This window comes from Acidovorax temperans, assembly GCF_028596105.1.
Taxonomy (GTDB): Bacteria; Pseudomonadota; Gammaproteobacteria; order Burkholderiales; family Burkholderiaceae_C; genus Acidovorax; species Acidovorax temperans.
The window spans coordinates 3,663,191-3,676,252 of sequence record NZ_CP117193.1 but is presented as its reverse complement, the minus strand read 5'-3'; the positions used below and the strand labels follow the sequence as shown (position 1 = coordinate 3,676,252).

General features: G+C 62.8%; 9 protein-coding genes and 1 riboswitch. Of the genes, 7 read left to right on the top strand and 2 right to left on the bottom strand.

Annotation, left to right across the window (positions count from 1 at the left end; all coding sequences use genetic code 11):
* Positions 1-10 precede the first annotated feature (10 nt).
* The 3 genes from ftsA (at position 11) to PQV96_RS17165 (ending at position 4,289) form a co-directional block, all read left to right on the top strand.
* Complete coding sequence (gene ftsA, locus PQV96_RS17175; protein WP_066691430.1) at positions 11-1,240, top strand: cell division protein FtsA; 1,230 nt, start codon at positions 11-13, stop codon at positions 1,238-1,240.
* Positions 1,241-1,394: 154 nt separating this feature from the next.
* A complete protein-coding gene (gene ftsZ / locus PQV96_RS17170) occupies positions 1,395-2,630 on the top strand; it encodes a cell division protein FtsZ (protein ID WP_273623701.1) in 1,236 nt (411 codons plus the stop codon).
* A 327-nt stretch (positions 2,631-2,957) separates the two neighbouring features.
* The gene (locus PQV96_RS17165; protein WP_125958944.1) at positions 2,958-4,289 is read left to right on the top strand and encodes an IS4 family transposase; all 1,332 of its coding nucleotides are present in this window, start codon (positions 2,958-2,960) and stop codon (positions 4,287-4,289) included.
* On the opposite strand, the gene PQV96_RS17160 is transcribed toward PQV96_RS17165, so the two are convergent.
* On the bottom strand, positions 4,282-6,090 hold the full coding sequence (locus PQV96_RS17160; RefSeq protein ID WP_207374437.1) for a methyl-accepting chemotaxis protein: 1,809 nt from the start codon (positions 6,088-6,090) through the stop codon (positions 4,282-4,284). The two genes, PQV96_RS17165 and PQV96_RS17160, sit on opposite strands and share 8 nt — an antisense overlap.
* A 216-nt stretch (positions 6,091-6,306) precedes the next feature.
* Between PQV96_RS17160 and lpxC the strand changes: the two genes are divergently transcribed.
* From lpxC to PQV96_RS17140, 4 genes are all read left to right on the top strand, one after another.
* Positions 6,307-7,230: a UDP-3-O-acyl-N-acetylglucosamine deacetylase gene (gene lpxC / locus PQV96_RS17155; protein WP_198846758.1), complete on the top strand. Its 924-nt coding sequence runs from the start codon at positions 6,307-6,309 to the stop codon at positions 7,228-7,230.
* Positions 7,231-7,240: 10 nt separating this feature from the next.
* Positions 7,241-7,417, top strand: coding sequence for a hypothetical protein (locus tag PQV96_RS17150; RefSeq protein WP_167336969.1), 177 nt, complete (start codon positions 7,241-7,243; stop codon positions 7,415-7,417).
* Between the two features lie 34 nt (positions 7,418-7,451).
* Positions 7,452-7,575, top strand: a riboswitch (TPP riboswitch).
* 114 nt (positions 7,576-7,689) lie between these two features.
* The gene (gene thiC, locus PQV96_RS17145; RefSeq protein ID WP_198846759.1) at positions 7,690-9,582 is read left to right on the top strand and encodes a phosphomethylpyrimidine synthase ThiC; all 1,893 of its coding nucleotides are present in this window, start codon (positions 7,690-7,692) and stop codon (positions 9,580-9,582) included.
* 322 nt (positions 9,583-9,904) lie between these two features.
* Positions 9,905-11,554 (top strand): methyl-accepting chemotaxis protein, encoded by a 1,650-nt coding sequence (locus PQV96_RS17140; RefSeq protein ID WP_273623700.1) that lies wholly within the window; start codon positions 9,905-9,907, stop codon positions 11,552-11,554.
* A 68-nt stretch (positions 11,555-11,622) separates the two neighbouring features.
* On the opposite strand, the gene PQV96_RS17135 is transcribed toward PQV96_RS17140, so the two are convergent.
* Positions 11,623-13,011 carry a GspE/PulE family protein gene (locus PQV96_RS17135; RefSeq protein WP_066692732.1) on the bottom strand — a complete coding sequence of 463 codons (1,389 nt, stop codon included), beginning with the start codon at positions 13,009-13,011 and terminating at the stop codon, positions 11,623-11,625.
* Positions 13,012-13,062 lie beyond the last annotated feature (51 nt).

The following is a 13,062-nucleotide window of genomic DNA, read 5'->3' as shown; positions in this document are numbered from 1 at the left end:
AGAAACTGATATGGCAAGAGAATACAAAGACGTGGTGGTGGGCCTGGACATTGGCACAGCCAAGGTCATGGCCGTGGTCGCCGAAGTCCTGCCCAGTGGCGAGCTCAAGCTGGCCGGGCTGGGTGTGGCACCCAGCAATGGTCTCAAGCGCGGTGTGGTGGTCAACATCGACGCCACGGTGCAGAGCATTCAGCAGGCCTTGAAAGAAGCCGAGCTGATGGCGGACTGCAAGATCCAGCGCGTCTACACCGGCATCACCGGCAGCCATATCCGTGGCCTCAATTCGAGCGGCATGGTGGCCGTGAAGGACAAGGAAGTCACCGCGGCCGACGTGGCGCGTGTGGTGGAGACGGCCAAGGCCATCAACATCAGCAGCGACCAGCGCCTATTGCTGGTGGAGCCACAAGAGTTTGTGATCGACGGGCAAGACGTGAAAGAGCCTATCGGCATGAGCGGCATCCGCCTGGAAGCCAAGATCCACATCGTGACCGGTGCCCAGAGCGCGGCCGAGAACATCATCAAATGCGTGCGTCGCTGCGGCCTGGAAGTGGAGCAGCTGTTGCTCAACCCCCTGGCCAGCAGCCAGGCCGTGCTGACCGATGACGAGCGCGAGCTTGGCGTGGTGGTGGTGGACATTGGCGCAGGCACGACCGATGTGGCCATCTTCACCGGCGGTGCCATTCGCCACACGGCGGTGATCCCGATTGCGGGCGACCTCATCACCAGCGACATCGCCATGGCGCTGCGCACGCCCACCAAAGATGCTGAAGACATCAAGGTCGAAAGCGGCTACGCCAAGCAGTTGCTGGCCGACCCCGAAGCCCAGGTGGAAGTGCCAGGCCTGGGCGACCGCAGCCCCCGCATGCTCAGCAAGCAGGCGCTGGCCGGTGTGATCGAGCCGCGTGTCGAAGAAATCTTCTCGCTGGTGCAGCAGGTGGTGCGCGAGTCGGGCTACGAAGAAGTGCTGTCTTCGGGCATTGTTCTCACTGGCGGCAGTTCTGTGATGCCCGGCATGATCGAACTGGGCGAAGATATCTTCCTCAAGCCCGTGCGCCGTGGCATGCCCAAGTATTCCAGCGCACTGGCCGACATGGTGGCCCAGCCCCGTGCTGCCACCGTGATGGGCCTGCTCGAAGAGGCCCGCCTGGCCCGTCTGCGCGGCTTCAAGGTGGCGCAAAAGAGCGGCTCTGTGAAGACCGCGTTTGGCCGTTTCAAAGACTTCATCGTGGGGAATTTCTGATGCAGCACTTCCCCACGACCCTCGCCCGGGAAAGCCCTCACCTGCGCCACCGTGAGCGATGGCGATGTACCGGACCGCCAGGCTCACCACCCGCGAAGTTGACCCCATTCATTCATTGGCAAATCCATACCCGTAAAGAAACAGGAGCTCCCAGATGTCCATCGAAATGATCGAAGCCGAAGAATTCAACCAGGGCACCCAGATCAAGGTGATCGGCGTGGGCGGTGGCGGCAGCAACGCCGTTGAGCACATGATTGCCCGCAGCGTGCAGGGCGTGGAATTCGTTTGCGCCAACACCGACGCGCAGGCCCTTACCCGCAGCTCGGCCCACCGCATCATCCAGCTCGGCGGCAGCGGCCTGGGCGCTGGCAGCAAGCCCGACAAGGGCCGTGATGCCGCAGAAGCGGCCGTGGAAGACATCCGCGCCGCCATTGATGGCGCGCACATGCTGTTCATCACCGCTGGTATGGGTGGCGGCACGGGCACGGGCGCAGCCCCTGTGATCGCTCGCGTGGCCAAGGAAATGGGCATCCTCACGGTGGGCGTGGTGACCAAGCCTTTCGACTGGGAAGGTGGCCGCCGCATGCAAAACGCCGACAACGGCCTGGCCGAGCTGGAAGCCAACGTTGATTCGCTGATCGTCGTGCTGAACGAAAAGCTGCTCGAAGTGCTGGGCGATGACATCACCCAGGACGAAGCCTTTGCCCACGCCAACGACGTGCTCAAGAACGCCGTGGGCGGCATTGCCGAAATCATCAATGAATACGGCCATGTGAACGTCGACTTTGAAGACGTGCGCACCGTGATGAGCGAGCCCGGCAAGGCCATGATGGGCACGGCTACCGCCAGCGGCCCTGACCGCGCCCGCATCGCTGCCGAGCAGGCCGTAGCCTGCCCACTGCTCGAAGGCATCGACCTGTCGGGCGCCAAGGGCGTGCTGGTGCTGGTCACGGCCAGCAAGGGCAGCCTCAAGCTGTCCGAGTCGCGCCTGGCCATGAGCACCATCAACGCCTACGCTTCGCCCGACGCACATGTCATCTACGGCGCCGCCTACGACGACAGCCTGGGCGATGAGATTCGCGTCACGGTGGTGGCTACCGGCCTGTCGCGCCCCAACGCACGCCGCCAGCCCATTTCGGTGGTGCAGGGTGGCCTGCGTACCGGCACCGACAACATCGCCTACCAGATGCCTGTGGCCGGTGCCATGGGCGCCGTGGGCGGTGCGGTCGGCGTGGCCGGTGGTGCACAGGCGGCGGACTACGGCAGCATGTCGGTGCCCAGTGTGTGGCGTACCAACCGCACCCAGGCCGCAGCCCGTGTGGACGCGCTGTCGTCCGGTGGCATGGACGATCTGGAAATCCCCGCGTTCCTGCGCAAGCAGGCTGACTGAGGCGGCTTGCGGCCGGGGCGCATGGCTATGCGCCCCTGGCTGCCCACCAGAAACTCAGGGCCGCGCAGTCACAGGAGTGCTATGAAAAAGAGAGCTGATTACGCTTTATTTGCAGGGCTTTGAGGGTTTTAAGCCTAAAAAGTCTTATGAAATAAGCGCAAGCAGCTATGTAATTAATAGCGTTGTACCCGTTCTGCATTGCCCACAAAAAAGCCCCGTCACCGGGCAATGCCAGTAAGTTAAGCAAAGGCCCTTCGGGGTCTTTGTTGTTTGTACAGTGCAGGCTTGATCAATTGAGCTTTGGCCATAGAGGTCAAGCGATAGCCAATGCTGCTGCAAGAGTACCTGAACGATACCCATGAGTTTGCGAGCCCCGAACAATGGGGTGTCGTTCAAAGCAACATACCCCAGCAGTGGATTGAACAGGCCTTGCAGATGACGGGTGTAGCCACGCTGCGCAAGCGGCGACTGCCCATGGAGCAGGCACTTTGGCTGGTATTGGGTGTGGCCTTGCTTAGAGACCGCTCCATCGTGAACGTGGCCGAGGTACTGGAGCTGGCACTGCCTGGGCAGCACAATGAACCCATCAGCTCCAGCGCGCTGAGCCAGGCGCGCCAACGGCTGGGCAGTGAGCCCCTGCAATGGCTGTTTCGCCACACTGCTGCCCATTGGGCGCACCAGCAGGCCGCTCGCCACCGCTGGCAAGGCTTGGCGCTGTACGCATTGGATGGCGTGGTCTGGCGTACCCCCGACACACAAGACAACCGCCAGCACTTTGGTTGCCAGCGCAACCACGCAGACCACCAAAGTCCCTTCCCCCTGGTGCGCATGGCCTGCTTGCTCGATGCCAGAGCTCGTTTATTGGTAGATGCCAGCCTGGATGCCTACGACACCAGTGAGTACGCATTGGCTGAACGCTTGTGGCCGAAGTTGCCGCCTGACTCGCTGGTGATTGTGGACAAAGGGTTTTACTCGGCAAGTCTGCTGTGGCCGCTGCAACACCGCCAGGGACGTCACTGGCTGATCCCTGCGCGTGCCGGACTCAGGGGCGAGGTGGTGCAAACGCATGGCCCTGGCGATGTGAGCTTGCGCATGAAGGTCTCGCCCCAAGCTCGCAAGAAAGACCCCGGCTTGCCGCTCACGTGGGAGGTGCGCGCCATCACCCGTGAACTCGATGGCAAACCCAGAACCTTGTTCACGTCCCTGATGGATCCGGCACGCTACAAGGCCGAGGAGGTGTTCGCGCTGTACCACGAACGCTGGGAGATTGAGCTGGCCTATGGAGAGATGAAGACGGACATGCTGGGCCAGGCGATGACGTTGCGCAGCCAGCAACCCGATGGGGTCAAGCAAGAGCTGTGGGCAACCTTGCTGATGTACAACCTGATCCGCTTGGAGATCACGCGCATCGCAGACGAGGCCAAAGTGCAGCCCTGTCGCATCAGCTTCATCACGGCGCTGCGCTACATCGTGGATGAGTGGCTGTGGAGTTCAGGATCACACACCCCTGGGGCCATCCCGGCCAAGCTTGCGGCCATGAGAAAGAACATCCGCCGCTTCGTGCTGCCGCCTCGCAGATCCCACAGGCGGTATCCGCGTGAGGTTCGTATGACCAAGACCCAGTATCCCGTCAAAAAAATGCCGCTCAGACTTAACTGAGCGGCATTGCCGTCACCGGGGCTTTTTTGTGGGTGGCCAACGCCTTGCGATCAGAAGCTTTCCCAATCGCCTGAGTCTTCAGAGGCGGGCTTGGGCGGCAGCGCCGCTGCTGGCTTGGGGGCGGGGGGCGCGCCGTGACTGCAGGAGACTTGGCCTTGGGCAGCGTTGTGGCGGCGCGGGGCGCAGCAGCGCGGGCTGGTGCTGGTGGAGCGGGTGGGCGTGGCGTGCTGGCCGAGCTGCCGCTCACGCGGAACAGCGCGACGACTTCGGTCAGCTTGAGGGCCTGCTCGCGCAGGCTGTCGGCGGCGGCGGAAGATTCCTCCACCAGGGCCGAGTTCTGCTGCGTCATCTGATCCAGCTGGTTCACTGCCGTGTTGACCTGCTCGATGCCTTGGCTCTGCTCGGATGTGGCGGCACGGATCTCGCCAATGATGTCGGTCACGCGCTGCACGCTGGCCACGATTTCGTTCATGGTGGCTCCGGCATTGCCCACCAGAGCGGTGCCAGATTCCACCTTCTCGACCGAGGCGTTGATCAGCGACTTGATTTCCTTCGCGGCATCCGCACTGCGCTGGGCCAGGCTACGCACTTCACCAGCCACCACGGCAAAACCGCGGCCTTGTTCGCCAGCGCGCGCAGCTTCCACCGCCGCATTCAGCGCCAGGATGTTGGTCTGGAAGGCAATGCCATCGATCACACCGATGATGTCGGAGATCTTGTTGCTGCTGGCGTTGATGTCCTGCATGGTGGACACCACTTGCGCTACCACCTGGCCACCGCGCGCTGCCACTTCGGCGGCCGAGGTCGCCATCTGGTTGGCGGTCTGGGCCGAGTCGGAGGTCTGCTTCACGGTGCTGGTCAGCTCTTCCATGCTGCTGGCCGTGGTCTGCAGGTTGCTGGCCGTGTCTTCCGTGCGCCGCGCCAGGTCGTTGTTGCCCTGGGCGATTTCGGTGGATGCCGTGGCAATGCTGTCGGTGGCCGACCGCACTTCTGTCACCAGGCGGCGCAGTGACGTCACCATGTGCGCCAGCCCGTTGAGCATGGAGCCAGGGTAGGCGTTGGGAATCTGCGTGTCCAGGTTGCCCTGCGCCACTTGCGACATGATGCCGATGGCTTCGCTGGGCTCGCCCCCGATTTGGCGCAGCACCGAGCGCGCCACGGTGAAGCCCACACCGCCCACCACCGCCATTACCACCAGCACCAGCACCAGGTCAGCCAGCAGGGTCTTGCGCACCAGGGCGTCGATGTCGTCGGTGTACAGCCCCGAGCCCACCATCCAGTTCCAGCCATCCACGCGAATCACGTAATGCAGCTTGGGCACCAGCGCCTGCTGGCCCGGCCGCGCAAACATGGTGGGCACGAACACCCGCCCGTCTTTGCTCGCCTTGAGCGCGTCGGAGATGGTCTTGAGGATGTCGGTGCCTTCACCGTCCTTGACCTTGCCGGCCATGTCCTGGCCTTCCCATTCGGGCTTGATGGGGTGCATCACGCCCTTGGAGTCCAGCGTCCAGATGTAGAAGTACTCGGTCTTGCCGTCGGGGCCGCCGTAGCGGGAGACCCGCAGCGCATCCTTGGCCGCCTTCTGGGCATCTTCCTGGCTCATGGCACCGCTGGCGGCCTTGGCCTGGAAGGCTGCCACGATGCTGTGCGCCGACTGCACGGCCGTGGCCAGTTGTTCGCGCCGCGATTCGATGATCAGCGAGCGCTCCTGCAGTAGCGTTGTGATGGCCATGAACAGCAGCGCCACCAGCGCGGTGCCGAGCATGGGCAGCACCTTCATTTTGAAACCGAGTTTATTCATTGTGAGTCTCCGTGGGGCTTCCAAAGCTGTAGCAACGCTTGGCGGTTTCGGGGGGGCATGCCAGAGGTCTGTGAAGATGTCTTGATATGCAACAATAAGTAACCACATAGGTTCTAGGGCTGATCGGGTCACTTGGCTGTCAGGGAAAACGTGTCTGTGAAAGGGCTGGTCGATGTCGATCAAGCGCGATGGAGCCTGGGAAACTAAAATGCCCGGATGCTCCAGCAACGCACCCTCAAAACCTTGACCCGCGCCGTTGGCGTGGGATTGCACAGCGGACAGCGCGTGGAGCTGACCCTGCGCCCGGCCCAGCCGGACACAGGCATCGTTTTTCGGCGCGTGGATTTGCCGCAGCCGGTCGATATCCCGATCAACGCAGAAGCCGTGACCGACACGCGCCTGGCCTCCACCATTTCGGTGGGCGGTGCCAAGGTGCACACCGTCGAGCATCTGATGTCGGCCTGCGCGGGCCTGGGTATCGATAATCTTTACGTGGACATCACTGCAGAAGAAGTGCCGATTCTGGACGGTTCTTCGGCATCGTTCGTGTTTCTTTTGCAAAGCGCAGGCATCGAGTTGCAACGCGCGCCCAAGCGCTTTATTCGCGTCAATCGCCCCGTCGAAGTGCGCGAGGGCGAAGGCGCCAATGCCAAGTGGGCGCGCCTCACGCCGTACCACGGCTACAAGCTCAGTTTTGAAATTGACTTCCACCACCCCGCCGTGGACTCCACCGGCCAGCGGGTGGAGTTTGACCTGGGGCAAGGCAACTACAGCCGTGACATTGCCCGTGCGCGCACGTTTGGCTTCACCCGTGATGTGGAGATGATGCGCTCCAACGGTCTGGCCTTGGGCGGTGGGCTGGACAACGCCATCGTGATGGACGACTACAAGGTGCTCAACAGCGACGGTCTGCGTTATGACGATGAATTCGTCAAGCACAAGATACTGGATGCCATGGGCGACTTGTATCTCATTGGCAAGCCGCTGCTGGCCGCCTACAGCGCGTTCCGCTCGGGCCATGCCATGAACAACCTGCTGCTGCGTGAGTTGCTGGCCCAGCGCGATGCCTGGGACGTGGTCACGTTCGAGGACGAGCGCCAGGCACCCACGGGCTTTGCTCAGCCTGCACGGGCCTGGTAAATCACGTGTCATGCTGATCGTCCGCTGGCTGGCCCTGTTCCTGTTGCTCGCATCTGCCGTGTGTTTCGGTTTTTATGTGGGCACCGGGCAAGCGTTCTACAAACGGCTGGGGCTGGTGATTCTCAAGTGGACGACCATCGCCGCTGTCGTCTTCTTTGTGGTGGTTCTCTTCGAGCGATTGCTCTGACCACACAGCACCACAACGGAGCTAGCCTATACTCGCGCCTGCTCCGGGGTGTGCTGATGCGCTGAGATGCAAGAGACCTGAAGAAATTCAGGCGAGCTTGCGAACCCGACGAACTTGATCCGGTTCATACCGGCGGAAGAAGAGCTGACCTTCTTGTCCCGTGCCTGCATCCATTGCGGGCACCGCTTGCCTTAGGTGCTGCCGCACCCGAGGGGTGCACAGGTCCATTCCGGAGCACAACCCACCGCTACCGGAACCAGGAGACCTGCACCATGAACGCCCCCGACCCCATCACCCGCGAGAAATTTGCCGAACTGCTGGCGCTGACGCGTGAGCCTTTCCCCGCATCGCGCAAGGCCTACATTCCCGGCCAGCTGCACGCCGACCTGCGCGTGCCTGTGCGCGACATTGCCTTGACGAATGGCGAGGTGGTCAGCGTGTATGACACCTCGGGCCCTTACACCGACCCCGATGCCCTGATTGACGTGCGCAAGGGCTTGGCCAGCGTGCGCGGCGGCTGGATCACCGGCCGTGGCGATGTGGAGCACTACGAAGGCCGCGCGCCCGTAGCGCTGGACGACGGGCAAAAGAGCGAGGACGCCACCCGCCTGGCCCAGCTGCGTGCCGAGGCCGCCGCGCTGCAGCGCAAGCCCCTGCGTGCCAAGGCAGGCGCCAATGTGACGCAAATGCACTACGCCAAGAAGGGCATCATCACCCCCGAGATGGAATACGTGGCCCTCCGCGAAAACGGCAAGCGCGAGTGGATGGAGCAATACATGGCCGACGGAGGCCGTGAAAAGCGCCTGATGGGCAACCCCCTGGGTGCGAGCATCCCGCGCATCATCACCCCCGAATTCGTGCGCGACGAAGTGGCCCGGGGCCGCGCCATCATCCCCGCCAACATCAACCACCCCGAGGTGGAGCCGATGGCGATTGGCCGCAACTTCCTGGTCAAGATCAACGCCAACATCGGCAACTCGGCCGTCACGTCGAGCATCGAAGAAGAAGTGGAAAAGCTGGTGTGGGCCATCCGCTGGGGCGCCGACAACGTGATGGATCTCTCGACCGGCAAGAACATCCACACCACACGCGACTGGATCGTGCGCAACTCGCCCGTGCCGATTGGCACGGTGCCCATCTACCAGGCGCTCGAGAAGGTGGGCGGCGTGGCCGAAGACCTGACCTGGGAAATCTTCCGCGACACGCTGATCGAACAGGCCGAGCAGGGCGTGGACTACTTCACCATCCACGCGGGTGTGCGCCTGGCCTACATCCACCTCACGGCGCAGCGGCGCACGGGCATCGTCTCGCGTGGCGGCTCCATCATGGCCAAGTGGTGCATGGCGCACCACCGCGAGAGCTTTCTGTACGAGCACTTCGAAGACATCTGCGACATCATGAAGGCGTACGACGTGTCGTTCAGCCTGGGCGACGGCCTGCGCCCCGGCTGCGCATCGGACGCCAACGACGAGGCCCAGTTTGCCGAACTGCACACCCTGGGAGAGCTGACCCAGGTGGCCTGGAAGCACGACGTGCAGACCATGATCGAAGGCCCCGGCCATGTGCCCATGCACATGATCCAGGCCAACATGACCGAGCAGCTCAAGACCTGCCACGAGGCGCCGTTCTACACCCTGGGCCCGCTGACCATCGACATCGCGCCTGGCTACGACCACATTGCCAGCGCCATAGGCGCGGCCATGATCGGCTGGATGGGCACGGCCATGCTGTGCTACGTCACGCCCAAGGAGCACCTGGGCCTGCCTGACCGTGACGATGTGAAGCAGGGCATCATTGCCTACAAGATCGCCGCGCACGCCGCCGATGTGGCCAAGGGCCACCCCGGTGCCCGCGCGCGCGACGATGCGCTGAGCCAGGCGCGCTTCGACTTCCGTTGGCAGGACCAGTTCAATCTGGGCCTGGACCCCGAGACGGCCAAGGAATACCACGACGAAACCCTGCCCAAGGACTCGGCCAAGGTGGCGCATTTCTGTTCCATGTGCGGGCCTAAGTTCTGCTCGATGAAGATCACCCAGGAAGTGCGCGACTTTGCCGCGCAGAAGGGGCTGGATGAGCAGAACGCGCTGGCACAAGGCATGCAGGTCAAAGCGGTGGAATTCCAGCGCAATGGCGGGCAGTTGTATGTGCCGCTGAAAGCTGAATAAGCAGCGCTAATGGGTTGGGCATTTCCCTGTTCAAGGCGGGGTCACGGGTGAATACCCTCTGGAGCGCGACGGCCGTGGCATCTACAGTCGCGCTCAGGTTTTCACTCGCCCCAGGGCTGCCTGCCTTGGGGGTTTGCTCAAGCGATTGGCATGGGTGGTCTGCAGTGTCAGCCTGGCGTGGCTCGTCCCATGAGGACTCTATTTTCAGGGGCGGCAGACACTGCCCACCAGCGTGCCATGGCGTCTAGGGCAAACGCTACATCTCAATGGCGCCAAAGTTGCTATCCCGTAGTCGATTTGTTAAAAAGTGCAAGGAAGCGCCATGAACGCTCTGAATCGACTCTCCATTCGCACCCGCCTTTATTTCGGTACTGTCTTCTCTTTGGTCTTGCTGGTCGTGATCGGTGCAATGGGGTATCTGGCGCTGGAGCGGACCCGTAACACGCTGGAAGTGCTGTTCACCCAAAGGGTGCAGACCATGACCGACATGGGCGAGTTGCGAACCACTTTGGGGGATCTGCGCCGCGCTGAAAAAGACATCATCATCAACTTCAACAACACGATTGAAGTGTCGAATGGGCGGGACTTGTGGAAGAAGTCGCTGCAAAACCTGAACAAGGGTATGGTCGATGTGCGCAAGGTGCAGGCGGGCGATGCGAGCTTTGCAGAAGCCATCGACAAGGCCTTGGCCGAAGTGAAAGAGTACGAGGCCGGCATTTCGCCCGTGTTCGAGCAGATCGAGCGTGCGCAGATCGATGGTGCAGTGGGCGGCGCTTATGCCGAGAAATACAAGAAGCACATGGAGGCCAGCGACAAACTGCTGTTCGACCTCGCCATGGACGCCCGCAAGAAGATGGACGAAGCCCGCCAGGGTGTGGACGTACTGGCTTCCACCATGTCTGGAATGATTGGCGGGGCTCTGCTGCTGGCGCTGGCCGTGCTGATTCCGCTAACGTTCTTCAGCGTGCGTTCCATCACCCAGTCGATCTCGCAAGCGAGTGAATTGGCCGAGCGCATCGCGGGTGGTGACCTCTCGCGTGATGTGCAAGTGACTTCCAGCGATGAAGTCGGGCAACTGGTGGGAGCAATGGCCCGCATGCAGGATGCGCTGCGCGGGCTGGTGCACCAGGTGCAAGAGGCTGCCAGCAACATTTCTACCGCCAGCTCGGAAATTGCCACTGGCAACCACGACCTGAGCCAACGCACTGAGCAGACTGCAGCCAACCTGGAGGAGGCCGCCTCGTCCATGGAAGTGCTGACAGGCACCATCCAGCAAAGCGCCCAGTCTTCACGCCAGGCCAGCGACTTTGCATCGTCTGCCGCTCAAGTGGCGGCCCGTGGTGGCGCCGTGGTGTCGCAGGTGGTGACCACCATGGACCAGATCACCGCCAGCTCGCGCAAGATTGCCGACATCACCGGCGTGATCGATTCCATTGCTTTCCAGACCAACATTCTGGCGCTCAACGCGGCCGTGGAAGCAGCCCGCGCGGGCGAGCAGGGGCGCGGTTTTGCGGTTGTGGCCAGCGAGGTGCGCAGTCTTGCCCAGCGCAGCGCCGAAGCGGCCAAGGAAATCAAGGGCCTGATCGGATCGTCTGTGGAACGCGTTGAAGATGGCTCGCGCCTGGTGAGCCAGGCGGGGGAGACGATGACAGAGATCGTGAGCAGCGTGCGCCGCGTGTCCGGCATCATCGAAGAGATCACCGCAGCGTCTTCTGAGCAAAGCGACAACGTGGCGCAAATCAGCCAGTCGGTGAGCCAGCTGGACAACATGACTCAGCAGAACGCGGCGCTGGTCGAGGAATCGACCGCGGCCTCCGAATCGTTGCGTGAACAGGCCGTGCAGCTCACGCGTGCGGTGGCTCAGTTCAAGTTGCCTGCAGAGGGTATGCGTCTGAGTCGGCATGAGGATGATGGCTACAGCCACGATGCTCCTACAGCCTTGCTGGGGCAAGCAGTGCCCCGACTGGCCTGACCCAGGGCCCTGGGTTAGGGCCGGTTTGCTTCACCTGAGCGGTGGGGCTCCTTCACCTGCTGCGGTGCTCAATCCCTGGTGACTCGCAGCACTTCCTCGCGGCTGGTGATGCCTGCAGCAATCAGCCGCTCTCCGTCCTCGCGCATCAGCGTCATGCCAGCAGCCAGGGCTGCGGTGCGAATTTCGGCCTCTGACGCCTGGGCGTGGATCTGAGCGCGGATGGCATCGTCCGTCACCAGCAACTCAAACACCCCGGTGCGCCCTGCATAGCCTGTGTGCCCGCAGGCCTCGCAGCCCTTGCCGTGGCAGCTGCCGCAGTATTTGCGCACCAGCCGCTGGGCCAGCACGCCCAGCAGCGAGGACGACAGCAGGAAAGGCTCCACCCCCATGTCGATCAAGCGCGTCACGGCGCTGGCCGCATCGTTGGTGTGCAGCGTGGCCAGCACCAGGTGACCGGTGAGAGAGGCCTGGATGGCGATCTGCGCGGTTTCGAAGTCGCGAATCTCACCGATCATGATGATGTCCGGGTCTTGGCGCAGGATGGCGCGCAAGGCCTTGGCAAACGTCAGGTCGATCTTGCTGTTCACCTGCGTCTGGCCCACGCCGGGCAACTCGTACTCAATCGGGTCTTCCACCGTCATGATGTTGTTGCGCGTGGCGTCCAGGCGGCCCAGGCCAGCGTACAGCGTGGTGGTTTTGCCCGAGCCTGTGGGCCCTGTCACCAAAATGATGCCGTGCGGCTGGCTGATCAGCCCCTCAAAGCGGCGCAGGGTTTCGCCCTGCATGCCCACGGCTTCCAGGCTGATCTTGTTCTCGCTCTTGTCCAACAGGCGCAGCACGGCGCGCTCGCCATGGGCGCTGGGCAAGGTGGATACGCGCACGTCGATGGCGCGCGTGCCCAGGCGCAGGCTGATGCGGCCGTCTTGCGGCAGGCGCTTTTCCGAAATATCCAGGTCCGCCATGATCTTCAGGCGCGAGATCAGGGCCGCATGCAGCGCGCGGTTGGGCTGCACCACTTCACGCAGCGTGCCGTCCACGCGAAAGCGCACGCTGCTGTGGCGCTCGTACGGCTCGATGTGGATGTCGCTCGCCCCATCGCGCGCGGCCTGCGTCAGCAGGGCGTTGAGCATGCGGATGATGGGCGCGTCGTCTGCGGTTTCCAGCAGGTCTTCCACCGCAGGCAGGTCCTGCATCATGCGTGAGAGGTCGGCATCGCTCTCGACCTCGCTCACCACCGTGGCAGCGCTCGATTCTCCCTGCGCGTAGGCGGCGCTGATGCGCTGCGCCAGGCTGGTAGCGTCCAGCGACAGCAGGTGCCTCACCTTGTGCTTGCGCAAGACCTCCGACAGCGCGGTCACGTCGGGCGCAGGGCCATGCCAGAGAACAAGCTGTTGCCCATCATCCTCCAGCAGAAGCTGTGATGAGCGGGCAAAGGCATAGGGCAGGGGGTGGCGCATGGCGTGTCGATCAGCGGTTCTATCGGAGGGGTAAAAGGGCCAAAAAGGTGA

Bases quoted from the DNA above. Each gene is read 5' to 3' on its own strand.
- ftsA (WP_066691430.1), top strand. From the start codon at position 11: ATGGCAAGAGAATACAAAGACGTGGTGGTGGGCCTGGACATTGGCACA.
- ftsZ (WP_273623701.1), top strand. From the start codon at position 1,395: ATGTCCATCGAAATGATCGAAGCCGAAGAATTCAACCAGGGCACCCAG.
- PQV96_RS17165 (WP_125958944.1), top strand. From the start codon at position 2,958: ATGCTGCTGCAAGAGTACCTGAACGATACCCATGAGTTTGCGAGCCCC.
- PQV96_RS17160 (WP_207374437.1), bottom strand. From the start codon at position 6,090: ATGAATAAACTCGGTTTCAAAATGAAGGTGCTGCCCATGCTCGGCACC.
- lpxC (WP_198846758.1), top strand. From the start codon at position 6,307: ATGCTCCAGCAACGCACCCTCAAAACCTTGACCCGCGCCGTTGGCGTG.
- PQV96_RS17150 (WP_167336969.1), top strand. From the start codon at position 7,241: ATGCTGATCGTCCGCTGGCTGGCCCTGTTCCTGTTGCTCGCATCTGCC.
- thiC (WP_198846759.1), top strand. From the start codon at position 7,690: ATGAACGCCCCCGACCCCATCACCCGCGAGAAATTTGCCGAACTGCTG.
- PQV96_RS17140 (WP_273623700.1), top strand. From the start codon at position 9,905: ATGAACGCTCTGAATCGACTCTCCATTCGCACCCGCCTTTATTTCGGT.
- PQV96_RS17135 (WP_066692732.1), bottom strand. From the start codon at position 13,011: ATGCGCCACCCCCTGCCCTATGCCTTTGCCCGCTCATCACAGCTTCTG.